This window comes from Streptomyces sp. NPDC047981 (assembly GCF_040653315.1).
Lineage (GTDB): Bacteria > Actinomycetota > Actinomycetes > Streptomycetales > Streptomycetaceae > Streptomyces.
In genome coordinates this window covers 13,986-37,140 of the sequence record NZ_JBEZNQ010000061.1, presented here as the reverse complement: position 1 = coordinate 37,140, position 23,155 = coordinate 13,986, and the positions used below count along the sequence as shown (strand labels likewise).

The 23,155-nt window shown below is 72.0% G+C and carries 20 protein-coding genes; 7 read left to right on the top strand and 13 right to left on the bottom strand.

The features are described from left to right. Positions 1 to 26: 26 nt before the first annotated feature. The 8 genes from AB0E14_RS29015 to AB0E14_RS28980 form a co-directional block, all read right to left on the bottom strand. Entirely contained in the window at positions 27 to 686 is a 660-nt protein-coding gene (locus tag AB0E14_RS29015; RefSeq protein ID WP_362424486.1) for a 4'-phosphopantetheinyl transferase superfamily protein, read from the bottom strand. A gap of 7 nt (positions 687 to 693) precedes the next feature. Beyond that, complete coding sequence (locus tag AB0E14_RS29010; RefSeq protein ID WP_362424483.1) at positions 694 to 1,479, bottom strand: enoyl-CoA hydratase-related protein; 786 nt, start codon at positions 1,477 to 1,479, stop codon at positions 694 to 696. Positions 1,480 to 1,481: 2 nt separating this feature from the next. Beyond that, on the bottom strand, positions 1,482 to 2,729 hold the full coding sequence (locus AB0E14_RS29005) for a hydroxymethylglutaryl-CoA synthase (protein WP_362424480.1): 1,248 nt from the start codon (positions 2,727 to 2,729) through the stop codon (positions 1,482 to 1,484). Then, entirely contained in the window at positions 2,726 to 4,102 is a 1,377-nt protein-coding gene (locus AB0E14_RS29000; RefSeq protein ID WP_362424477.1) for a cation:proton antiporter, read from the bottom strand. The genes AB0E14_RS29005 and AB0E14_RS29000 overlap by 4 nt, the downstream gene beginning before the upstream one ends. Next, complete coding sequence (locus AB0E14_RS28995; protein ID WP_362424474.1) at positions 4,099 to 4,821, bottom strand: Crp/Fnr family transcriptional regulator; 723 nt, start codon at positions 4,819 to 4,821, stop codon at positions 4,099 to 4,101. Before AB0E14_RS28995 ends, AB0E14_RS29000 begins: the two co-directional genes overlap by 4 nt. Positions 4,822 to 5,330: 509 nt before the next feature. Beyond that, positions 5,331 to 5,735, bottom strand: a complete 405-nt coding sequence (locus tag AB0E14_RS28990; protein ID WP_362424471.1) for a DUF3224 domain-containing protein — start codon at positions 5,733 to 5,735, stop codon at positions 5,331 to 5,333. Between the two features lie 46 nt (positions 5,736 to 5,781). Beyond that, positions 5,782 to 6,726 (bottom strand): DUF6039 family protein, encoded by a 945-nt coding sequence (locus AB0E14_RS28985; RefSeq protein ID WP_362424468.1) that lies wholly within the window; start codon positions 6,724 to 6,726, stop codon positions 5,782 to 5,784. Then, positions 6,723 to 8,270, bottom strand: a complete 1,548-nt coding sequence (locus tag AB0E14_RS28980; RefSeq protein ID WP_362424465.1) for a class I adenylate-forming enzyme family protein — start codon at positions 8,268 to 8,270, stop codon at positions 6,723 to 6,725. The genes AB0E14_RS28985 and AB0E14_RS28980 overlap by 4 nt, the downstream gene beginning before the upstream one ends. 167 nt (positions 8,271 to 8,437) lie before the next feature. Between AB0E14_RS28980 and AB0E14_RS28975 the strand changes: the two genes are divergently transcribed. Beyond that, complete coding sequence (locus AB0E14_RS28975; RefSeq protein WP_362424462.1) at positions 8,438 to 9,148, top strand: PIG-L deacetylase family protein; 711 nt, start codon at positions 8,438 to 8,440, stop codon at positions 9,146 to 9,148. Between the two features lie 75 nt (positions 9,149 to 9,223). On the opposite strand, the gene AB0E14_RS28970 is transcribed toward AB0E14_RS28975, so the two are convergent. From AB0E14_RS28970 to AB0E14_RS28960, 3 genes are read right to left on the bottom strand one after another with little or no spacing between them, the layout of a single operon-like run. Then, on the bottom strand, positions 9,224 to 10,108 hold the full coding sequence (locus tag AB0E14_RS28970; RefSeq protein WP_362424459.1) for a DUF6039 family protein: 885 nt from the start codon (positions 10,106 to 10,108) through the stop codon (positions 9,224 to 9,226). A gap of 14 nt (positions 10,109 to 10,122) precedes the next feature. Beyond that, positions 10,123 to 10,407 carry an acyl carrier protein gene (locus tag AB0E14_RS28965; RefSeq protein ID WP_362424456.1) on the bottom strand — a complete coding sequence of 95 codons (285 nt, stop codon included), beginning with the start codon at positions 10,405 to 10,407 and terminating at the stop codon, positions 10,123 to 10,125. Further along, the gene (locus AB0E14_RS28960) at positions 10,371 to 11,252 is read right to left on the bottom strand and encodes a hypothetical protein (protein WP_362424453.1); all 882 of its coding nucleotides are present in this window, start codon (positions 11,250 to 11,252) and stop codon (positions 10,371 to 10,373) included. Before AB0E14_RS28960 ends, AB0E14_RS28965 begins: the two co-directional genes overlap by 37 nt. 305 nt (positions 11,253 to 11,557) lie before the next feature. On the opposite strand from AB0E14_RS28960, the gene AB0E14_RS28955 reads away from it, so the two are divergent. The 4 genes from AB0E14_RS28955 to AB0E14_RS28940 are packed head-to-tail and all read left to right on the top strand — an operon-like array spanning position 11,558 to position 17,320. Then, the gene (locus tag AB0E14_RS28955) at positions 11,558 to 13,060 is read left to right on the top strand and encodes a class I adenylate-forming enzyme family protein (protein ID WP_362424450.1); all 1,503 of its coding nucleotides are present in this window, start codon (positions 11,558 to 11,560) and stop codon (positions 13,058 to 13,060) included. Between the two features lie 5 nt (positions 13,061 to 13,065). Beyond that, a complete protein-coding gene (locus AB0E14_RS28950; RefSeq protein ID WP_362424447.1) occupies positions 13,066 to 14,469 on the top strand; it encodes a serine hydroxymethyltransferase in 1,404 nt (467 codons plus the stop codon). Next, positions 14,466 to 16,970 carry a non-ribosomal peptide synthetase gene (locus AB0E14_RS28945; RefSeq protein WP_362424444.1) on the top strand — a complete coding sequence of 835 codons (2,505 nt, stop codon included), beginning with the start codon at positions 14,466 to 14,468 and terminating at the stop codon, positions 16,968 to 16,970. The genes AB0E14_RS28950 and AB0E14_RS28945 overlap by 4 nt, the downstream gene beginning before the upstream one ends. Next, a complete protein-coding gene (locus AB0E14_RS28940) occupies positions 16,967 to 17,320 on the top strand; it encodes a DUF427 domain-containing protein (protein WP_362424441.1) in 354 nt (117 codons plus the stop codon). The genes AB0E14_RS28945 and AB0E14_RS28940 overlap by 4 nt, the downstream gene beginning before the upstream one ends. Positions 17,321 to 17,329: 9 nt before the next feature. On the opposite strand, the gene AB0E14_RS28935 is transcribed toward AB0E14_RS28940, so the two are convergent. Further along, positions 17,330 to 18,418 (bottom strand): winged helix DNA-binding domain-containing protein, encoded by a 1,089-nt coding sequence (locus tag AB0E14_RS28935; RefSeq protein ID WP_362424438.1) that lies wholly within the window; start codon positions 18,416 to 18,418, stop codon positions 17,330 to 17,332. A 62-nt stretch (positions 18,419 to 18,480) separates the two neighbouring features. Continuing rightward, entirely contained in the window at positions 18,481 to 21,408 is a 2,928-nt protein-coding gene (locus tag AB0E14_RS28930; RefSeq protein ID WP_362424435.1) for a DHA2 family efflux MFS transporter permease subunit, read from the bottom strand. Between the two features lie 152 nt (positions 21,409 to 21,560). On the opposite strand from AB0E14_RS28930, the gene AB0E14_RS28925 reads away from it, so the two are divergent. Both AB0E14_RS28925 and AB0E14_RS28920 read left to right on the top strand, forming a co-directional pair. Continuing rightward, positions 21,561 to 22,754, top strand: a complete 1,194-nt coding sequence (locus AB0E14_RS28925) for an NAD(P)/FAD-dependent oxidoreductase (RefSeq protein WP_362424432.1) — start codon at positions 21,561 to 21,563, stop codon at positions 22,752 to 22,754. Between the two features lie 162 nt (positions 22,755 to 22,916). Next, complete coding sequence (locus tag AB0E14_RS28920; protein ID WP_329122953.1) at positions 22,917 to 23,063, top strand: SCO1431 family membrane protein; 147 nt, start codon at positions 22,917 to 22,919, stop codon at positions 23,061 to 23,063. The last annotated feature ends 92 nt before the right edge of the window (positions 23,064 to 23,155 follow it).

Here is a 23,155-nt window from a genome sequence, read left to right as displayed (position 1 = left end):
CGCACGCGTCGCCCCCCGGCCCTTTCTCAGCCCCGCCGCGTACGGCAGACCGCGGACGTCAGCAGCAGGCCGCCCGTCAGCAGATAGCGTCCACGGATCGGTGGCACGCTCCGTCCCGGCGGGGGAGCGACCAGCATGCGCACGCCGAAGGCGCCCCGTTCCGGCTCGAAGCCCACCTCCGCGTGCTCGAACGAGATCTCCATGCCGGTCAGCGGATACCACGCCTTGTACAGGGCCTCCTTGGCGCTGAACAGCAGCCGGTCCCAGCACACCCCGGGCATCCGAGCCCCGAGCTCCCGCACCTGATCCGCCTCGTGCGGCAGCGCGACCATCGCCAGCACTCCGGCGCTGATCGCCTCGTTGGGTTCGGCGTCGATCCCCAGCGACAGCACGTCGCCACGCCGCACCACCGCGCACGCGCGGTAGCCGCTGCAGTGGGTGATGCTCCCGGCCACGCCGGGGGGCCAGCCGGGCGCCCCGCGGCCCTGCGGCAGCAGGGGCGCCGGAGCCACTCCGAGACGCCCCAACGCCCGCCGCGCGCAGACCCTCGCCGTCGTGAACTCACGGCGCCGCGACCCGACCGCGCCACGGATGAGGGCCTCCTCCTCGGGATAGAGCCCGCCTTCCTCGGTGTCGCCGAACATCTCGGCCCACTCCGCCTCGGGGGGAAGGATGCACCCGATCACGCCGGGCTCACCGGACGGTCTCCCAGGGCATGCGCCGCTCGGTCGCGAAGCCGGTGATCCGGTCGCGCACGGCGGGGGAGGACATCAGACGCGCGAACTCGGCGACGGCGACCTCCTCCAGCTCCTCCGGCGAGGTCCCCATGCGGGCGAAGTACCGCTTGCCGTCCGCGATGACGCTCGCGTCGATCTTCGTGATGCGGGACGCCAGCCGGCGCAGCGTCCGCTCCGCGTGGTCGGTGAGCTCGTCGACCAGACGCAGCTCGGCGGCTCGGGCGGCCGTGACGGGCAGGGTGCTCATCGTCATCGCGTAGGCGGGCTGGAAGCCGATCCGCCGGATCAGGAACGGCGTCACGCAGCACGGCAACAGCCCCCACAGCGCCTCCGGCAGAGCGAAGCTGCTGCGCTCGCTCGCGTACACGAAGTCGCTGGCGGCCACCAGCCCGACCCCGCCCCCCGTCACCCGGCCGTCCACCACGGACACGACGATCCGGGGGAGGGTGGTCAATCGCCTGAGCAGGCCGTAGAAGGCCCGGCCGCCCTCGGTCGGCAGGGTGCGGCCGCCTTCGGTGGTGGCGTCGCGGGCCGCGTCGGCGAAGTCCATCCCGGAGCAGAAGACGGGCCCGGAGCCCTCCAGCACGATCAGCCGCAGCGCGGGATCGGCCTCGGCGAGGTCGAGCGCGGAGTGCAGGTCCTCGATGAGGTCCCCGTTGATGCTGTTGTCCTGCCCGGGACGGTCGATGACGATCCGCAGCGCCTCGGGCTGCCGACGGACCTTGAGTGCCCGGTACTCCATGCTCAGCTCCATCGGTAGCGGCGGTGGAAGTCGACGACCTTGTCGAGAACGAGCAGCCCGCGGCCGGCGAAGCGGTCCTCGTAGACGTCGGCGTAGGGCGTGACGTCGTAGGCGTGGTCACGGACCCCGGCCATGCGGCGCACGGCGAGATCGCTGACGAGTTCGTACTCGGGGAGGGTCAGCGGTCTCCGGTCGGCGATGGCGTCGGCGATCCGCCGGCCGGCCACCCGGTCCCGGCCCGCCGGGGTGACGACGCCGCTGTAGAACTCGGAGGCGCAGCCCGAGCCGTACGAGAACATGCCCAGCCGCTTCGGCGCGGAGAGGTCCACGTGGTCGACGAGCGAGCACAACGCCAGGTACAGCGCGGCCGAGTAGACGTTGCCGACCTGGGCCGTGTACCGCAGGCACGGTTCGACCCGGTCGGCGAAGTCGGCGTCGATCTCGGCCGGCGGCGCGGGGCTCTCGGCCCGCCGCAGCCTGCGGTGGGCGCCCTTGACCATGCCCGCGAACGGGGTGTGGAAGACGAGGTGGTCGAAGCTGGTCATCAGGTCGGCGCCTGGCACGCGCTCCCGGTAGGCACGGAAGCTGTGGACGAGGCACTCCATGTACGCCATCAGCGACAGGTCGGAGTCACCCGCCTCCAGGTCGGGCCGGGGCCGCAGCGTGTCCATGACCTCGAAGCTGTGGTAGCCGTTGGCGCCGGGGTCCAGGGCGAGGACCTGAGGGTCGTCGCCGACCAGCATGGCCACGGCGCCGGCACCCTGCGAGGGCTCCCAGTACGTGTCGCGGGCGGCGACGCTCGACGCGTCGGCGGCGACCACCAGGGCCTTGGCGCCGGGAACCGGGCTGGTCGCGACGACCGCGGCCGCCGTCTGCAGGGCCGCGGTCCCGCCGTAGCACGCGTGCTTGACCTCGAACGAGCGGCAGCGCTTGCCGAGCCCCAGGAGGTCCTGCACGTAGGTGCTGATCGGCTTGCCGAAGTCCAGGCCCGACTCGGTGCCGACGACGACCAGTTCGATCCGGTCGCGCTGCTCCGCGGACAGCGCGTCCACCAGCGGCTTGGCGGCGTTCACCGCGTTGGTCACCGGATCCTCGCACGGCAGGTTGACGGACTTGCGCTCCATCATGAGGTTGTCCATGCGGCGGTCGTCGAGGCCGCGGGCCGCGAAGAGCTCCCGAACCCCGAACGAGGCGCGTCCCACGTAGGCGTTGACGGCCTCGATCCCCACGGTCGGCGGGAAGGCGTTCATGGTGTCTTCCTCTCGTCGGCCACGAGGGGCGATCCCGGCAGCGGGCGCCGCTCCCGGTCACTCCCGTCCGGCGCCGTCTCGGCCTCGCGCAGGAACTCCTCCGCGGTCTGTTCGATCCTGTTCATGGCCCAGCGCAGCAGGGGCGGCGCCATCATCGAGGTGGCGACGGCGATCAGCACCACGATGGTGTAGGTCGCCGTGGTGAGGATCCCGAGCCGCAGGCCGACCGTCGCGACGACGATCTCGACCGCCCCGCGGGCGTTGAGCCCCGCGCCGAGCGCCATCCCCTCCCAGTGGCCGAGTCGGCCGAGGCGCGCTCCGAGGTAGGCCCCGGCGAACTTGCCCAGGGTGGCCAGCGCGAGCACCGCGACACCGGCCAGCAGGACGGCCGGGTCCGCCAGGGCGGTGAGATCGACCCGAAGCCCCGCGGTGGCCAGGAAGAGCGGCGCGAGCACCGCGAGCGTCACGGTCCGCAGCGGCGCGAGCAGCCGCTGGTCGACCGTCGAGGAGATCAGGACGCCCGCCACGAACGCGCCGAACACCGCCTCCAGTTCGAGCGCCTGGCACGCGGCCGCGCTGAGCAGGATGACGATCGCGGCCGTCGCGGCCGCCGGACCGGCGTCGCCCGTCCGGTTCACCCGGCGCATCCCCGCTCGGACCAACGGGCCGCCCAGGAACGTCATGACGGCCACGAACCCGGCCAGGGAGAGCAGCGCGAGGCCGGCGTCGCCCGCCGTGAGGGCGCCGACCGCCATGGTCGAGACCAGGGAGAGCAGGAACCAGCCGACCGCGTCGCTGACGGCCGCCGAGGCCAGCGTGAGCTGCCCGACGTTGCGGTGCATCAGGCGCATGTCGGTGAGTGTCTTGGCGATCACCGGGATGGCGCTGACGCTCAGGGCGACCCCGAGGAACAGGGCGAAGACCGGACGTTGCGCCGAGTCGCCCATCAGGGCGCGGGGCACGAGGAAGCCGGCGCCGACGCCCAGCCCCAGCGGGATCAGCAGACTGCCCAGGCTCACCTTGGCCAGGACGCCCCGTCTGCGCCGCGCCATGCCCACGTCCATCTGGGCGCCGGCGACGCCGACGAACATCACCACGGCGAACTGGGCCACCGCGTCCAGGAGATGAGCGTGTTCGGGCCCCGAGGGCAGCAGCCGGTCCGCCAGTCCGGGGGCCGTCGCGCCGAGGACCGAGGGCCCCAGCAGGACCCCGGTGCTCAGCTCGCCGACGACGGCCGGCAGACCGCACCGGATGGCCAGCCGGCCCAGGCAGAACGCCAGGAGCAGCAGCACGCCGAGCTGGAGCAGCAGGAGTTGGACCTGGTGCGCGCCGAGCGGTGGTGCGGCGTCCGACGCGAGCACGCCGATGGTCATGCCGCCGTCCGCTGTCGCGGTAACGTCGAGGACAGCGGCTGCGCGGCGTAGCCCTGGGAGATGAAGCTCTGCAGCCGCGGCTCGTGGATCGCCATGAAGCAGCCCCGGCCCCGGTTGACCAGGCCCGCGTTGCGGAAGCGCTTGAGGAAGTACCCCACCCGTGAGCGGGTCGTGCCGACCATCGCCGACAGTTCCTCCTGGGTGATCTTCTCCTGTATCTGCAGGAGGTGCGCCTCTCGTCTGCCGAGCTTGCGGCCCAGGTGGAGCAGCACGGTCGCCAGGCGGTACTCGCTGTCCTCGGTGACCAGTCCGGCGATGAGCTGCTGGCGCTCGAAGAGCCGGCCCGCCATGTGGCGCACCATCTCGTCGCGCAGGTCCGCGTCACCCATCGCGGCGACCAGCTGGCCGGCGGGCATCCGCTTCAGGACGACCGGGGTCATCGCGGAGACCATCTCGGTCCGCGTGTCCCCCACGAGGCAGAGTTCGCCGAAGACGTCCCCGGCCGAGTAGATGTCGAGCAGACACTCCTTGCCCTCCCGGGAGGGCACGATGGCCTTCACCTGACCTCGTTCGATCAGGTAGATGCTGCGGTCGCGGTCCAGGCAGCCGTACACGACCTCGCGACGGGCGACCTCGACGGTGGTGGCGGTCAGGGCCTTGGAGTGGATCAGCTGCGCGAGCGTCTCGCCCAGTCGGGCCGAGGCAGGAGAGGAGATCACCGACACCAACACCCTTCGGTCATGTGGCTGGGATCGGCTTGTTCCATGCGATGGCGACAGCTGTTCACAGAACCGTTCATTTCCCCCTCTTTCGATCCCCGCCCGGGCCGGCAGGCCCTGGAACGCAGCAGCTGGAGTGTGCTGCTCTCGGTTCCGTGCGACCTCTGGGCGCAGTTGCGGTGTGGTGACTCGATCCCTCCGGTACAGGCGTCACGGCCTTTCCAGAAACGGATGGGATGTGCGCACTCGCGGTCCAGGCGGCATTGGCGCCTGTGCGCACTTTGTCTCACCAATTGGGCATCAATGGTGAAATTATGGCCAGAACTCGCCGATCGAACAAGAGTGAGGACATTAAAATCCTCGGGGATTTGGCCGGTTATTCTGGCTGGAAATCGCCCCTCTGGAATTGCTCGCCGAAGTGACTCGCGTGCGGGGACGAGAGGTGGTGGAAGCCCTGGAGCTCAGGGAAAAGGAAAGGCCGGGGTGATGGTCACCCCGGCCTTGGAATGTCAGACGGAATCGTTGATTTCGTATTCCAGGGTGTAGCTGTGCGTGCCTTCGGCGGGGACGACATTCAGCCTGCCGCTGATGGTGCTCAGCTCGCCCGTGCCCGAATCCGGCACGATGACGATGTTGAGGTCGCCCTCACCGCGGGTGGAGATGGCGCTGTGCTGGAGGATGAAGGTGCCCTTCCGGCCGTGCACCGTGCCGGTCAGGCGCTCGATGGCGACATAGCCGGCGGACGTCGGCTCGCTCGTCATCGCCTTGATCAGCTCGGTCACGCTGGTGCCCGTGATGTCCCCGGTGAAGGTCTTGGTCACGACGACCTTGGACAGCGTCGTGCCCTCGTCGGTGAGGTAGGGGGGCTGCTCGTCCCAGACCAGCTCGAAGGTCCCGGCGGCCGTGGTGCTCATCGTGTACTCCCTCGTCATTGAGTGACAGTGTTCCGTGGTGGCTGGGTCACTGCGGTGTCTGGGTGGCGTGCATGCCCCAGTGCTGCGGGGTGAGCGCCATGTCCTTGAGGGTGCTCTGGACGAACATCCTCTCCCAGCCGCCGCCGCCCTTCTCGTCCGATATCCACTGCTTCGTGAAGATCATCCGAGCGGCCTCGTCCACGCGGGCCCGCAGCCCCATGAGGTGGTAGTAGTCGGTGACGGAGCGCAGGTGGATGAACCAGTGAATGCGGTCGGACAGCCCGAACGCCTCCTCGTAGAGGTAGATCGTCGCGTGCCCGGCGAGGCTCTTGTTCCACCCCTCCGCGAGCGCCCGGGCGAACTGCCGCCCCTCGGCGCGGAACTCGTAGTTCAGCTCACCGGTCCGGTGCATGAGCAGACCGCAGTTGGCCGAATTCAGTACGTCCTCTTCGGCCTGGCTGCTCTGGTGGGCGGCGGTCGGCACGAGGAACCTCTCGACCTTCGCGCCGTCCACCTCGACGACGGTCTCCGGCTTCTTGTCGGCGGTGCCGTACATGCCGAAACTCGACGGGATCAGGACCGTCTCGTGCAGGCTGCCGTCGATGAACATGCGCTCCCAAGAACCTCCGCCCCGCTCCTCGGGGATGCGGTGACGCATGATGATGTCACGCCAGCCCTCGTCCTGACTGCCCATTCCGATCAGCTTCTCGTATGCGTCGAAAGACTCGAGGTGAATCAGCCAGTGCAGTCGGTCCTCGGTACCGAACGTCTCCTCGTAGAGGAATACGCCGGCGACGCCGACATAGCGGGTGTTGATGTACTCCGCGAGCTCCCTGGCGAACCGGCGTCCCTCGGAGCGGAACTCGGCGCGCAGCTGGCCCACCCGCTCCACCACCACACCCGCGTTGCCGGAGTGGAGCAGGTCGGGCAGCGGCACCGAGGTCTGGCGGTGCGCCACCGGCAGGGTGAACTGCGAGGAATCTTGGCTCATGACGGGGTTCCTGCCCTTCGGGGTTGGTGTCGGTCGGTGAGTACGGGCAGCCGCTCGCGCAGCCGGTGTTTGAGGACCTTGCCGGTCACACCGCGGGGGAGGGCGTCGACCACGTGGACGGCCGACGGGATCCGAGGGGGCTCCAGGCGCTCGCGCAGGAAGGCCGTCACCTCGGCCTCCGCCTCCGGGGACGGGTCGAGGACCAGCGCCGCCACGACGGCCGGGTCGCCGTCCGGACCGGGTACGCCGAACACGGCCGCCTCCCGTACCGCGGGGTGGTCGTACAACACCCCCTCCACCTCGAGGGTGGAGACGAGTCGGTCCCCGACCCGGACGGCGTCGGTCATCCGGTCGAAGAGGTACAGGTCGCCGTCCGCGCCGACCCGGCCCAGATCACGGGTGCGGATCCAGCCGTCTCCGTCTCGCAGAAGCGCGTTGAGGGACTCGTCGACGTAGCGACGGGTCGCGGCCGCCGAACGCAGCCAGATCTCGCCGATCTCGCCGTCGGGCACCGCCTCGCCCTCCGGGTCCGCGACCCGCAGCTCCGTGCCCGGCGCCGGACGACCGAGCGCCAGGGGGCGGTCCGGGTCGAACGAGCCGAGGATCACGGCCGGTACCGCCTCGCCCTGTGCGTACGCCGTGTTGATGGCGAGGCCCGGCATCATCTCCCGGAGGGCGCGCGCGGTGGACGCGGGCAGCGCCGCCGAGGCGATCGCCACCGTCGTCACACTGCTCAGGTCGTACCGCTCCGCCAGCCGCTCGGCGACCATCCGCTGGGCGATCCAGGGCGTCGCGAGCACCGTGGCGACCCCGTACCGGGCGATCAGCCGGCCCATGCTCTCGATGTCGTCGGGGTGGCAGAGGACCACTGTGGACGGTGAGTTCAGCGGCATGAGCGAGGCGCTCATGGCGCTCGACGGGGTGCCCATCGGCATCGGCGCGAGGAGCGGTGCCGAGCCGTCGAGCCGCTTGAGCCCGGCGGGACGGCGCCCGTGCATCAACGTGCTGTGCGGGTTGGTGTAGGCCTTGGCGGGACCCGTGGTGCCCGAGGTGTAGAGGATGTCGGCCAGATCGTCCGGTCCGGTGGGCACCTGCACCGGAGCGGTGTCGCCGACGAGTTCCGCGGCAGGCACCACCCAGCCGTCGAAGCCGGCCGGAGCCGTCAGGCCGGTGCTGTGCACCAGACCTTCCGCACCGGTCTCGGCCCAACGCCTGCGGAGCTCGTCCGCGGTGACGTCGGCGCTCAGGTGGACGGCGGTTCCGCCGGCCTTGAGGACGCCGAGATAGGCCACGGCGTAATCGATCCAGTCCTGGTCGGAGAAGAGCAGTGCGACGCGGCTGCCGGGTCGGACCCGGCGGGCCAGCAGCGCTCGCGCCGCCGCGTTGGACCGCTCCTCCCACCGGCGGAACGTGAGCGTCTCACCGCCGGCGATGTCGAGGGCGATCCGGTCGGGCTCCTGCCCGGCCCGCCGACGGAGGAAGGCGTGCACCGTCTCGACGTGGTCGGGTTCGGCAGCCCCTTCAGCAGGGGGCAGGGATGACATGCCCAGAAGCTAGGCCGACGCCTCGCGGCCCTTCAGCTCACAACTGAGCACTTCCGTCGACCGAGCCGTAACCCCCCGTCCACCTGGGATCTTGCCCAACAGTGAGCAGACCGGGGCCCGTCGGGGGCGCGAGCATGGCAGGCCCACTCCTGGAAGGGACGTACGAGATGGCAGACCAGCTGCAGCCGATGGTGACCGACTGGACCCGTGCCCTCGCGGTGGTCGCGCACCCCGACGATGTGGAGTTCGGCGCGGCAGGGGCGATCGCCGCCTGGACGGCCGAGGGCAAGGAGGTGTCCTATCTGCTGCTGACCCGCGGCGAGGCGGGCATCGACGGCCTCCCGCCGGAGCGGGCGGCCGAGGTGCGCGAGGCCGAACAGCGCGCCAGCGCGAAGATCGTGGGGGTCTCGGAGGTCGAGTTCCTCGACCACCGGGACGGCGTCATCGAGTACGGCGTGGACCTGCGCCGCGACATCGCCCACGCGATCCGTCGGCACCGACCCGAGCTGATCGTGGGCTTCAACCACCACGACACGTTCCCCGGAGGCAAGCGGAACTCCCCCGACCACCGCCACACCGGGCTCGCGCTCTTCGACGCGGTGGGCGACGCGGGGAACCGCTGGATCTTCCCGCACCCGGAACTCGAACCATGGGGCGGTGTCAAGCACATCGCGATCGCGCAGTCCCCGCACCCGACCCACGCGGTGGACATCACCGACACCCTCGACCTGGCCATCGCCTCCATCGAGGCGCACGCGGCCTACCTGGAGGGCATCGGGATCAAGGACATCCGGGGGCCCTTCACCGCCATCGCCGGCGACATGGGCCGGCGCTTCGGCAACCGGCCCGCGATCACCCTGGAAGTCATCACCCGCTAGCCCGCCGTGACGGTACGGCCCGGGCCCGGTGAAGCGACCGCCTCACCGGGCCCGGGCCGTACGTACGCACCGACGTCAGTCCCGGTGTCGCGGCGCCAGCAGCGTCTCCGTCATGGAGCCGTCGACGAACAACCGCTCCCAGGTGCCGCCGCCCTTGAATCCGGGGATCCACTGGCGGGACAGCAACTCCCGCATGGCCGGGTCCCGTTCCACCAGCTCGGCGAGGTGGAGGTACGCCTCCATCGAGGACAGGTGGATCATGGTGTGCAGCCGGTCCTGGCGGCCCCACATCTCCTCGAACAGGAACGCCGTCGCGAGACCGGGAAGCGCGTCGTTGACCGCGTTCCCCCACTCGTAGAGGAACGCCCGCGCCTCGTCACGCACCGCGTACCGCGCCTGGACGACCCGGTGCACCGTCAGCGCCGAATTGGCCGAGTGCAGCAACTGCTCCGCCGGCAGCTTCGTCTGGAACCGGGCCGCGGGCTGGAAGGTGTCGCCCTCCCCGTGATCGCCGTGGCCGACACCGTGCTGCGGGCAGATCACCGTCTCCTGGATGCTGCCCTCGACGAAGATCCGCTCCCAGCCGCCCCCGCCCTTCGTGGGGAGCCGGTCGAGGTCGGTGATCTCGCGCCACTTCTTGTCGTGGTCGACCTTGTCGAGCAGCCGGGCGTAGTCGTTGGGCTGCTTGAGGTGCAGGATCCAGTGGAGCCTGTTGTGCACGCCGAAGAGTTCCTCGTAGAGGAAGACCGAGACGTGGCCGACGTCCCCCGGGTTGATCAGCTCGACCAGTTCGGAGGCGAACTGCAGCCCTTCCGCCCGGTGTTCGTAGGTGATCAGACCGCTGCGGTGCACGAGGAACCCGGCGTTGGCGGAGTGCAGGACCTTGTCCAGCGGCACGCTGCTCTGCTCGTGCGCGGGGCGGAGCGGGCGCAGCGGTGTCCGGGCGGCCTGGGGGGTCATGTCGTCTGTTCCCTTCACTGGGCGATCACGATGTCGGGGTGCGCGGCGCGCAGTCGCGCGGCGAGACGGAGAGGGGTCGGGTGTTTGAAGAGGTCGACGAGCCGCAGCTCGCGGCCCGTGGTCTCCTCCACCCGCGCGAGCAGGGTGACGCCCAGCAGCGAGTGGCCCCCCTCCACGAAGAAGTTCGACTCGGGGGCGATCTCCGGGAGGCCGGTTCCCTCGGGGTCGAGGAGCTCTCGCCAGAGTCCGACGAGATACCCGGTCAGCTCGTCGGGCCCTGCGGTGTCGGGGTGGTCCACGTCAGCTCTCCTTGTTCTCGGCCCAGCGTGTCCTCGCTGAGCAGGTCGTCGACGAGGCGCGCGGTCTCGGGGCTGCGCATGAGGTCGGTGTGCGACACGTCGAGGTGGAAGGTCCGCTCGACCAGGCCGACCCGTTCGGCCGGGGAGAAGGAGTCCAGGCCCATGCCGGGCGTCGCTCCGTTCACCGCCGTGGCCGAGGCCCACGGGCCGCGCATGGCGCAGGCGTCGGCGGCGCCCAGCCAGTACAGATAGGACAGGGACAGGCCGGTGAACTCGGCGACGCGGCCCGCGGGAAGCCCCAGCCGCGCGAAGGCGGACTCCACCACGCCGCTCAGCAGCGCGCCGAACCGGTGCGCGAGTTCCGCCGGGCCGTACGCGCCGGAGAGCCGGCGACCCTCGCGCAGCGCCTCCTCCGCCTCGGCCGGGGACAGCACCGACGCGAAACGCTCGCCGACCAGTGACTCGTAGAAGCCGAGCATGGCCTGCGTCCGGGTGGGCTCGGGATCCAGCAGGATCAGCCTCGGCCGCCGTCGGCCGCCGGCGATCTCCTCCGCCAGGGCGCCCGCGTACAGGGCCCCGGTGCAGAACCCCAGGACCGCGCGTACGGGGACCCCCGCGGCGCGGACGTCGGCCGCCCAGCGCGCCACCTGGTCCGCACCGGTCATCCGGGCGGCCTCCTGCGGAGGCGGTGGGGCCGTCTCCCACAGGGCGCACTCGGTCGTCAGCAGCCCGGCGAGATCCGCGAAACTCGCGATGGGCCGGCCGGCCGCGGAGAAGTCGCAGGCCAGGACCAGTTCGGAACGGTCCGCTGCGCGCAGCACGTTCCATGCGGCGGGTGTCGCCATCCTCGTCTCCTCGTGCTGTCGCGGCCGTGGTGCCCGCGGGCAGATTCCCGGCTCGACGGCCCCGCGGTCTGCTCGGTTGTGAGCGTCTTCGCGGCCGAGCGGAATCGCGCGAGGGCGAGGGCGAGGGCGAGGACTCGGGCCAGGGCGAGGGCGTCGACGGCTCGGCGGACTCGGGCTGTTCGCTCAATCGTGGGCATCGCGCGGGTCGTGCGGTTCGTATCGTCGGCGACGGCCGGGTATCGCCCCCCGGAGCCACGACCGTCAGTTCGCCGGCGACTGTTCGCCGGTGCGGACAGGGAGCCCCCATGACCGAGCGCGCCCACATGCCGGAGATCACCACCAGCTTCACGGTGCACGACCTGCTGCGACGACGTGCGGAACTCCAGCCCGACCGGATCGCCCTGAACGTCGACGACGGCCCGACCATCGGATACGGGGAGTGGGACCGGCGTTCCAACGCGGTCGCCCGGGGTCTGGTGGCCGCCGGGGTACGGCACGGCCAGGTCATCGGCCTCGTCTTCGACGGTCTCGACTGGATCGACTACGCCGTCGCCTACATGGGGGTGCTGAAGGCCGGGGCCACCGCCACCCATCTGAACCAGGACGTCGGTGCCGAGGAGATCGTCCGCCGGATGGAGTTCTGTTCCGCGGTCGGCATCCTGCACGGTGAGGACATCCGCCCGCCCGCCGCGTTCACCGGTTTCACGGGCACCGTCACCTCCCTGGCGAGCGAGGACACGAGCGATCCACGGATCGAGGTCGCGGTCACCGACATCTCCGACATCCTCTTCACCTCCGGCACCACGGGACCGGCGAAGGGATCCGCGTCACCGCACGGCAACCTCACCTACGGCCGCGGGCCGGAGGGCTTCCACCTGTTCGGCGACCCCGAGCCCCTGCTGACACCGATGCCGCTCGGCACCACGGCGAGCGCCACCACGATCAACTTCTCCATCCACACGCCGTCGACGCTGGTCATCTGCCCCATCGACGCACCCGAGCGGATGGCGCAGCTGATCGAGAAGTTCAGCATCGGCTCCATCATGATCACTCCCTGGCTGGCCATGCAGCTGGTGCACAGCGGCGCGACCGAACGCCACGACCTCAGCTGCGTGGAGACCATCGCGAACGCCTCGACGGCGCTGCCGCCCGCGATCGCCCGGCGGCTGCTCGAAGCGATGCCGAACGCGCGGCTCAACATGTCGTACGCGGCCTCCGAGGCCGTACCCGCGTCGATCGGCCACACCTTCGACCCCGCCGTGCCCATGGCCACCGGACGCCCGCTGCGCGGCACGGAACTGCGCATCGCCGACGAGCACGGCGAGGAGGTGCCGGCCGGCGAGCTGGGCGAGATCTGGCTGCGCAGCCCGGCGCCCAAGCGCTACTACTTCGGCAACCCCGAGCTCAACGCCAAGGTCCACGCCGACCGCTGGACCCGCACCGGCGACCTCGGCAGGGTCGACGCGGACGGCCTCCTCCACTTCTTCGACCGGCGCAACGTGGCCATCCGCACCCGCGGCACGCTCGTCTCCACCATCGAGGTCGAGGCCGCGCTCTACGAGCACCCGTCCGTGCGGGCGGCGGCCGTCTTCGGGATGCCCGGCGAGGACGGGGACCAGGACGTGACGGCCGCCGTCGCGCTGGCCGACCCCGCCGCCCTCGACGAACTGCCCGCGTTCCTGGCCGCCCACCTGGCACCCGAGCAGATCCCCAGTCGCTTCCACCAGGTCGACGTGATGCCGCGCAGCGCGAACGGCAAGGTGCTCAAGCACGTGCTCAGGGACCGGCTCACCGGCCTGGCCGGGTGAGCGGCGTGGCTGAAGCAGCCGACGAGGCCGCCGGCCGGACCCCCTCGCCGCACCTGACGCTGCTCAACGAGGGCTCCGCGGCGCTCCGCGACGCGGACCCGGACCTGGCCGCCCTGCTCGACGCCGAACTCGACCAGCAGCGCTCCACCCTCGCGATGGTGGCCTCGTCCAGCGTCGCCGACCCGTCGGTGCTGGCAGCGGCGGGCGCCGTCCTGTCCAACGTCACGGCCGAGGGCTACCCCGGGGCCCGCTACCATCCCGGCTCCCGGTACTTCGACGAGGTCGAACGCCTCGCGGAGGCACGCGCTCGGGCGGCCTTCGGCGCTCGGTACGCCAACGTCCAGCCGCACTCGTGCTCGAGCGCCAACCTCAGCGTCCTCATGAGCCTGCTGCCGCCCGGCGGCGTCCTGCTCGGCCTGGGTCTGGACTCGGGCGGCCATCTGACGCACGGCTCGACCGCCTCCGTCACCGGCCGCCACTTCCTCGCCGTGTCCTACGGACTCGACCGGCACGGCCGGATCGACCACGACGAGGTACGGCGACTCGCGCACGCGCACCGCCCCGGGGTCGTCCTCGCCGGCGCCAGTGCCTACCCGCGCCGGATCGACTTCGCCCGGTTCAGGGCCGTCGCCGACGAGGTGGGGGCCTACCTCGTCGCGGACATCTCGCACATCGCGGGACTCGTCGCCGCGGGCGAGCACCCCAGCCCCATCGACCTCGCCCACGTCACCACCACCAGCACCTACAAGCAGCTGGGCGGCCCCAGGGGCGGTCTCATCCTCATCGGCGCCGAGCACCGGACCCCCGGCCCGGACGGTCGCACCCCCCTCTCCGACCTGATGAACCGCGCCGTCTTCCCGCGCTCCCAGGGCACCCCGAGCCCCGCGTCGATCGCCGCCAAGGCCCGGGCCCTCGGCCTGCTGCGGGCGGAGTCCGCCCGGTGGACCGCGCGGCTGATCGTGGAGAACGCGCGTGCGCTCGCCGAGGGGCTGTCCCGCCGCGGACACCGGCTGCTGACCGGCGGAACCGACAACCACATGGTCGTCCTCGACCTCCGTCCGTCCGGCATCAGCGGCCTGGTCGCCGAGCGCGCGCTCGAAGGCTGCGGCATCCTCGCCAACCGCAACAGCATCCCGGGCGACACCCGGTCCGCCCAGGTCACCAGCGGACTGCGGCTCGGGACGAACATCCTCGCCCAACGGGGCATGGGCCCCTCCGAGATGGCCCGGTGCGTCGAGCTGATCGACGCGGTGCTGACGGCCGTGATCAGCGTCGACGACACCACCCACACCCTCGACCCCGGCGTGCAGCGTGCGGTGCGGGCCGAGGTCCGGGAACTCTGCGCCCGGTTCCCGCTGCCCGGATACCCCCCGTCGAAGCTGCCCACCGGCTCGGAGGTCACCCTGTGAGCACCCCGTCCGACCCCGCGTCCTCGACGGCCTCCGCGCCGGGCCTCGTCCGGCTGCCCGCCGACCGGCGCCGCCCGCCCGGGTCCGCCCGCCGCCCCCTTGGGGAGCGCACCGCAGACCCGGAGGAGCCCGCGAAGATCGGCGCGATGGTCCGGGCCGAGGCGGAGCGGGCGGGGACCGGAACCGACGCCGTGCTGCTCGCCGCGTACGCGGCTCTGCTCGCTCGCTGGACCGCCCAGTCCCGGGTCGCCTTCGGGTTCACCGCGGCCGGCCGGCCGCCCCGGCTCCTCGTCCTCGACACGGCTTCCGGCACCTCGTTCGCGCAGCTGGTACGGCAGGTCGCCGAGCGCCTCCGGAGGGCGCCCGACCCGGCCACGGGCCCGGACCACGCTGCCTCGGTCGGGTTCGCACGGGGCGGGCCGGCCGACGCCGCGCTCCCTCCGTACGGCGAGCTGTGGCTGCGTGTCGCCGACGCCGACGCCGACGCCGCCGACGGCGAGCTGCTCGGGGCGCTCGATGTCGCCTACGACGGTGCTCTCTTCGACGAGGAGACCGCGCGGCGATTCCTGGGGCACTACCGCACGCTCCTGGCGGGCGCGGTGGCCGACCCCGGCCTCGCCCTGGCCCGGCTGCCCCTGCTGACCGAGGCGGAGACCCACCGCATGCTCGTGGAGTGGAACGACACCCGCACCGAACTCCCGCTGCACGACGGCACCCTGCACGGCGCCTTCGCCCGGCACGTCGAGCGGCGGCCCGACGCGGTCGCGGTCGTCGACGGGGAGCGCCGGGTCACGTACGCCGAGGCCGACGCCGCCGCCAACCGCCTCGCCCGGCACCTCCGGGCGCTCGGCGTGGCGCGCGAGACCCCGGTCGGGCTCTCCCTCCCCAGGTCGGCCGAGTTCCTCGTCGCCGCCCTCGCCGTGCTGAAGGCGGGCGGTGCCTACGTCCCGCTCGACCCCGCGTACCCCCGGGCCCGACTGCGGACGATGCTCGCCGACGCACGGTGCCCCCTCGTCGTCACCCTCGGAGAGACGGCCGGACGGTTCGGCCTGCCCCCCGAGCGCACGGTCCGCCTCGACACGGACGCCGCCGCGATCGCCGCCCACCCGGACACCGCACCGGACGCGGCCGTCGCACCGGACGACCTCTGCTACATCATCTTCACCTCCGGCTCGACGGGCCGGCCCAAGGGCATCGCCCTGCGCCACGCGGGTGTCCTCAACAACCTGCTCGACATCGACACCCGCTACGAGGTGGGCCCGGGCGACGCGGTCCTCGCCGTGTCCTCGCCCAGCTTCGACATGTCGGTGTACGAGTTCCTCGGCATGGCCGTGTCCGGGGCCACCGTCGTCGTACCCGACCGGGGGCGCGAGAAGGACCCCGCCCACTGGGCCGAACTGATCCGCACACACCGGATCACCCTCTGGAACTCGGCGCCCTCCCTGTACGAACTGCTCGTCACGCACGCCGAGCGGGCCGGCGACGCCGATCTGACGTCGCTGCGCCTGTCCCTCTGCGGCGGGGACTGGATCCCGGTCGCTCTGCCGGAGCGGATCCGGGCCCACGCGCCCGGGCTGCGCTTCATCGCCCTGGGCGGTGCGACCGAGGCCTCGATCCACTCCACCGTCCACGAGGTCGTGCGGACCGACCCCGACCGGGTGAGCATCCCGTACGGCCGGCCGATGGCCAACCAGCGGACGTACGTCCTGGACGCCGCAGGCCGGCCCGTCCCGGTCGGGGTGCCCGGCGAGCTGTACCTCGCCGGCGACGGCCTGGCCCGCGGGTATCTCGGCGAACAGGCCGTCACCGACGCCCGGTTCGGCACCTGGTCCCACGGACCCGTGACCGACGAGCGCCTCTACCGCACCGGGGACCTGGCCCGGTACGACGCGGACGGCCTGCTCGAACTGCTCGGCCGCATCGACTTCCAGGTCAAGATCCGCGGCGTGCGCGTCGAGACCGGCGAGGTGGAGGCCGCCGTGACGGAGCACCCGGCGGTCAAGGCCTGCGTCGTCACCGCGCAGGGCGCAGGGGACCACGACAGGCGTCTGATCGCCCACGCCGTCCCGCACCCCGGCAGGCAGGTCACCGGCGAGGAACTGCGGTTCCACGCCGCCTCGTTGCTGCCGCACGCCATGGTCCCCGCGGCCGTCGTGCTCCTCGACGCGTTCCCCCTCACCCCGAACGGGAAGGTGGACCGCACGGCGCTGCCCTCCCCCCGCGGCGCGAGCGGGGAGACGAGCGGCGGGGAGACGGGCGGTGGGGTTCCCGCGCCCCCACTCGACGCGTGGGAACGGAGGGTCGCCGACGCCTGGTGTGAGATCCTCGGCATCGAGGACGTCGGCCCGGACGGCGACTTCTTCGCCACGGGCGGGGATTCCCTGGCCGCGATCCGCGTCGTCCAGCTGATCGACCCGCACCTTCCGGTGGCCGAACTGTTCGACCACCCCACGGTCCGGACACTCGCCGCGCGGCTGCGCGCCCTGGAGGAGGAACGATGACCGCCCACCGGATCGAGACGACCACCGTCCCGCACCACGTCCGTGTGGAGATCGACGGCCGGATCGTCGCCGAGTCCCGGAACCCGGTCCTCCTGAAGGAGACCGGTCTGCCCGACCGCTACTACCTGCCGCCGGGCGACGTCCGCTTCGATCTTCTGGAGCCGTTCGCCCTGCACACCACGTGCCCGGTCAAAGGAGTCGCCTCCTACTGGACCCTGCGCGCCGGCACCGGCGAGCACCCCGTGGCCTGGGCCTACCCCGAACCCGTCCCGGGCGCCGCGGCGATCGCCGGACACCTGGCGTTCCACCCGGAGTCCGCGGACGTGACCGTCGTGGCGAAGGACGCCTGAGCGACGCCCTCACGAGGACAGCGTCAGGCGTACCTCCGCCGCGCCGCGCGCCGAGGCCACGAGTTCGGCCTCGGCCTCCACGGCCCCGCGCACGGACGCGGGCAGCGGCTCGAAGGGAGTGACCGTCACGTCGAGCCGGCGTCCGGCGGCCTTCGCCCGCCACACGCCGGCGATCTCGGAGCCGATCAGCAGGGCGCCCGGTGCGTTGATCGCCTTCCAGACCTCCTTCTCCCGGACCTTGTCCGGCAGGAGCAGCGCGCGGTCGCGCGCCTGAAGGTACGGGTCGCCCGGAGGGAGCAGCCGGACGAGATCCCCGCCCTTCGCCGAGAGGAGCGCGTCCACGTCCGCCGCGGGCAGCCAGGCCTTCCGCCCGTCCACCGCGACCTCGACCAGTTCCTCGGGCCACACCGCCTTGACGACAGCGGGTTTGGTGCCCAGGTACTTCGCCACCTCGGCCGGTGTGGCGGGACCGAGGAAACGCAGATAGGCGCGGACCAGTTCGACCGTCCCCGAGGCGGCCGCCGGTACGGCGAATCGCCGCTCCAGCGGAGCGATCACCGTCCGGCCCCGTTCCGCGCCGACCCCGACCGAGCCGAACAGCCCGGCCTGCTGGAACAGCAGGCCCGAGATGTGCCGCGCACCACAGGGATCGCACCAGTACGTCAGCGACTCCGGCACGGCCGCGCTCACGGCGGTGCTGACCTCCCCCTTGGCCATCGGCGCGGTCACCCGCTCGCGGAACGCCCCGGCGGCGGCGCGGAAGGCCTCGATCCCCAGCCGCGCCCCCTCCTTGATGACCGTGGTGCTGATCCGCGCCGTGGCGTCGGCGTCGTTCACCGGCCAGAGGGCCGCCGCGAGCGCCGGGAGCTCGTCGCGCCGGTGCAGATGGGGCGCGCCGCGGAACGACCACACCAGCTCCAGGTCGTCGGCGGACGCGCCCCGGGCGGCCAGTGCCACGCGTGCAGAGCCGGCCGGCGTGTCCTGCACGCCCAGGACGAGCACGTCCGGTGCGGCGGAGGAACGGTCGAGGCCGTGCGCCGCCACTCGATGGGCCAGCGCCTGCTCACGGCCCACGTCGATCCGGTGCGTCGTGCTCAAGGCCGCCCCCTTTCCTCGGTGTTGTCCGTACTCTAGGCCTCCCGCGCCCGTGGGCGGGCCGGTCAGCCCGGCCGGAGCGCCGACGTGTCGCTGCCGAAGCGCTCCCTCAGCTCCCGCTTCAGGACCTTGCCCATGGGCCCGCGGGGCAGCTCTTCGACCACGTGGACCACGCGGGGCACCTGGTGCTGCGCGAGGCGCTCGGCGGCGAACCCCCGCAGCAGTTCGCCGTCGACCCCGGGATCGGAGGTGCACACCACGGCGACGACCACCTGAGCCGGCCCGTCGCCGGGCACGGCGACAGCCGCGGCCTCGCGGACCGCCGGGTGGTCGTACAGCACGTTCTCCACCTGGACCGAGGAGACGAGTCCGGCGGCGGTCCTGATGACGTCGTTGCCGCGGTCGAAGAAGTACAGCTCCTTCTTGGGGCCGTAGTACGCCAGATCCCCGGTGCGGGTCCACCCGTCCACGTGCGTGGCCGCGTTGAGCTCCGGGTCCAGGTGCAGCCGCTTGGGGGCCCGGGTGCGCAGCCACACCTCGCCGACCTCGCCCCTCGGCACGGGCGTGCCCGCCTCGTCCAGGAGCCGCAGCAGCGTGCCCGGCCTCGGCTTGCCGACGCGCGTCGGCCGCTTCCAGTCGTAATCGGTGCCGATACTCGCCGGCACCGCCTCCGAACCGCCGCCGTACGCGGTCATGATCTCCGCCTCGGGCATCATCTCGAGCAGCTTCTCGGCGTAGCTCCCCGGCAGTTGGGCCGAGGCGATGCCGATGGTGGTCACGCTGCCCAGGTCGTACCGGTCACCGACCCGGGTGTCGACCATGCGCATCGCGTTCCACGGGGTGAGCATCACCGAGCCCACCCCGTGCCGCTCGACGAGCTCCGCCATGAGTTCCACGTCGTCGGCCGGGCAGACCAGGATCGGCGCCGTCGTGGTCAGCGCGAAGATGCCGACGGTGCCCGCGCTGAACACCGTGCCGAGCGGCATGGGCGTGAGGATCGGGGCCGAACTGGTGAAGGTCTCCTGCAGCACCGCGCCCGGGCCCCGGCCGTAACTGAGGTTGCCGTGCGGGTTGGTGAGCGGCTTGGCCGGGCCCGTCGTCCCCGAGGTGTACAGGATGTCGGCGATGTCCTCCGACGCGATCGTCACGTCCACCGGGGTGTGGTCGCCGCCGTCCAGCTCGGGGACCGTGGCCAGCCACCGCCGAGCGCTGCCCGCGGGCAGCGCGGGCGCCACCGCCAGGTCGGCGCTGTGGATCACGCCGACCGCCTCGGCGTGGCCGAGGCGGCGCTCCAGCTCCGCCGCGGACAGCGTGCCGTTCAGGTGGGTGGCCGCGGCTCCCGCCTTGAGCACCCCGAAGTAGGCGATCGCGTAGCCGGACCAGTCGACGCCCTCGAAGAACAGGGCGACCCGGTCGCCCTTCCGCACGCCCTTGGCGATCAGGCCGTGGGCGACGGCATTGGACCGGCGGTCCCACTCCGCGTAGCTGACGAACGTGCCGCCGTCCTGCATGATCGGCACCCGGTCGGGCTGCCGCTCGGCGAGGATGCGCAGGATCTCGGGTGCGAAGCGCTGCTTGGGCGTGACGGGCCGTACGAACAGGGCGGCGACGAGCAGGGCTGCCGCGCCCAGCACGGCGCCCGCGGTGAACGCGGTGTCGATCCCGTCGGTCAGGTCCGCCGCGGTGCCCGCCCCGGCATGAGCGCCGCTGGCGCCGAACACGGCGACGAGGACGGCGAGTCCGGCCGAGCCGCCGATCTGCGTCATGGCGTCGAACAGGCTGGAGGCCGACCCCGCCTCGTGGTCCTCGACCCCGGAGACGGCGATCATGGTCATGGGGACGAACATCAGGCCGTTGCCGATGCCGAAGAGCACCAGCGGACCGAGGAGCCCGCCCAGGTACGTGCTGTCGGCGGACAGCTGCGCCAGCCAGAGCAGGGCCGCGGTGTTGAGCGCGATCCCCGCGACCAACGGCTTCTTCTTGCCGAACCTGGCCAGCAGGACCTGCGCCGTGACCCTGGCGCTGATCAGGATGCAGACCATGACCGGCAGGAACGCCAGCCCCGCGCGCAACGGGGTGTAGTCGAGGACGACCTGCAGGAAGAGGGTGAGGAAGAAGAACATCCCCATGAACGCGCCGGTGAGCGCGAACGCCACGAAGTAGACCCCGCAGCGGTTGCGGTCGGCGAACATGCGCAGGGGCACGATCGGCTGCTCCGCCCGCCTCTCCACGAGGACGAACACCGAGAGCAGGACCACGGCGGCGGCGAAGCCCGCCAGGGTCTCCGGAGCGCTCCAGCCGTCCCGGTGGCCGTTGCTGAGTCCGTACACGAGACCGCCCATGCCCAGCGCCGACAGGACCGCGCCCGGCAGGTCGAACCGGCCGTGGCGGCGCGGGGTCTCCTTGACGGAGAGCACGGCGAGCACGGCCAGCCCGATCCCGACCGGCACGTTGACGGCCAGCACCCAGCGCCACGAGAGCCACTCGGTGAGCACACCGCCCGCCAGCAGGCCGACGATGGCGCCCGCCGACGACATGCCGCTGAACACGCCGAAGGCACGGTTGCGGCGGCTGCCCTGGCGGAAGTTGGTGGTGATGAGGGCGAGCACGGTCGGCGCGATGATCGCGGCACCGACGCCCTGCAGCGCCCGTGCGGCGAGCAGCATCCCGGAGGAGACCGCCAGGGCACCCGCGAGCGACGCGGCGGTGAACAGCCCGACGCCCGCCAGGAACACCCTGCGTCGCCCCAGCAGGTCACCGGCACGGCCGCCCAGGAGCAGGAAGCCGCCGAACGCCAGCACATAGGCGTTGACCACCCAGGACAGCGCACCGGTCGATATGTCGAGTTCTCGCTGCATGCTGGGCAGAGCGACGTCGACGATGGTGGCGTCCAGCACCACCATCAACTGCGAGACGGCGATGACCGTCAGCGCGAGTCCTGTGCGCCGTCCGGCCCGGGCGGGCCGGGCCGCCCGGGATTGCTTCAGTGCCATGTGGCTGTCACCCTCCGGGTGGAGTCGATTCCGTGCGGCTCCAGCTTCTCCGGTGCCCGATCGCGGGGCCGCTCACTCGTGAGCAGAACACACCACGGAACACCTCTAGCGTCGTTTCCCGACTTGTGGCGCAGAGACGTTGGGGTGACGGCATGTATGACGTGATCGTGGTGGGAGCGCGCTGCGCGGGGGCGCCCGCGGCCATGCAGTTCGCACGGGCCGGCTACCGGGTGCTGCTCGTCGACCGGTCGGCGTTTCCGGCGGACAAGCTGTCGACCCTCTACATCCAGCAGACCGGTGTGCTGCAACTGCAGCGCTGGGGCCTGCTCGACGCGGTGAAGGCGTCCGGGTGCCCGGCGCTGGACCACGTCGTCTACGAACTCGGCGACGACATCCGGGTGGAGGGGTGCGCCGAGCCGGTGGACGGCGTCACCGCCGCGTACGCGCCGCGCCGTGCCATCCTCGACAAGATCCTGGTCGACGCCGCGGTCGCCGCGGGCGTGGAGTTCCGTGACGACTGCGCGGTGACGGGTCTCGTCGAGGAGGACGGCCGGGTCCGCGGCGTCCGTCTCGTCACGGGCGACAGCGGGGCCGAGACCACCGAGCGGGCGCGGCTCGTGGTGGGGGCCGACGGGATGCGCTCCACCGTGGCCGGTCTTGTGGGCGCCCCCAAGACCGTCGAGCACCCGAAACTGACGTGCGCCTACTACACCTTCTGGAAGGGCCCCCGGACCCACTTCGAACTCTACGAGGGCCCCACGGGCTGGGTGTCGGCGGTGCCCACCAACGACGCGGTGCTGATCTCCGCGTACTACCCGCAGCACCGGTTCGCGGAGGTCAAGGCCCGGGCCCAGGAGGCGTACCTGGAGAACATCCGGGACAACGCACCCCGGCTCTACGCCCAGTTGGAGGGCGCCGAGCAGGTGGAGCGGCTGTACGGCACCGGCGACCAGCAGAACTTCTTCCGCCAGGCGTCGGGCCCCGGGTGGGCGCTCATCGGCGACGCGGGCCACCACAAGGACTCGCTCACGGCCCGCGGCATCAGCGACGCCTTCGCCCAGGCCCAGATGCTCGTCGACCGCGTGGGCACGACGCTCGACTCGGAGGAGGCCCTCGACCTGGCCCTGAAGAGCTTCGCCGAGGAGCGGGACCGGACGTTCACGGAGAACTACCAGGCGACCCTGCTGGTGGCCGAGGCCTCGGCGCGCGACAAGCGCCGGATGCTGCTGAAGGCCGTGGCCTCCGACCCCGACCACATCCGCCGGTACTTCAACACCGTGGCCGGCCTCCGACCGGTCTCGGAGCTGTACACCCCCGAGCTTCTGGCCCTGCTGACCCCCGCCTGACCCGGCGGCGACGGGCGGCCGCGACCCGTCAGAGGGCACGAGCGGGCAGGTCAGGAGACCCGCGCTGACCTGCGGTGATGGGCTGACGAGGGACGTAAGGGCCCCGGGGGCGTGACCGACGTCTCTACCCCGGGGCCGCCCCCGGCTGGCACTGTGGTCGGCATGACCGCCACCACCCACTCCGCCGCCCGCTCCCGTGCCCGCACCGGGGGCCCCAAGGACGACGGTCCGAAGATCCTCGAACACGTCCTCGGCTGGACCCTCGTCGTCGTCCTCGCCATGTTCGTCACGCAGGCCGGCCTGATGTGAACCCGTCCCGGCGTCCCGGGTGACCGGACGCCGCCGAACGGGCATACTCCCCGCGCCACGGGCGTCGGGCGACCCCCGCCGTGAACCGCCGG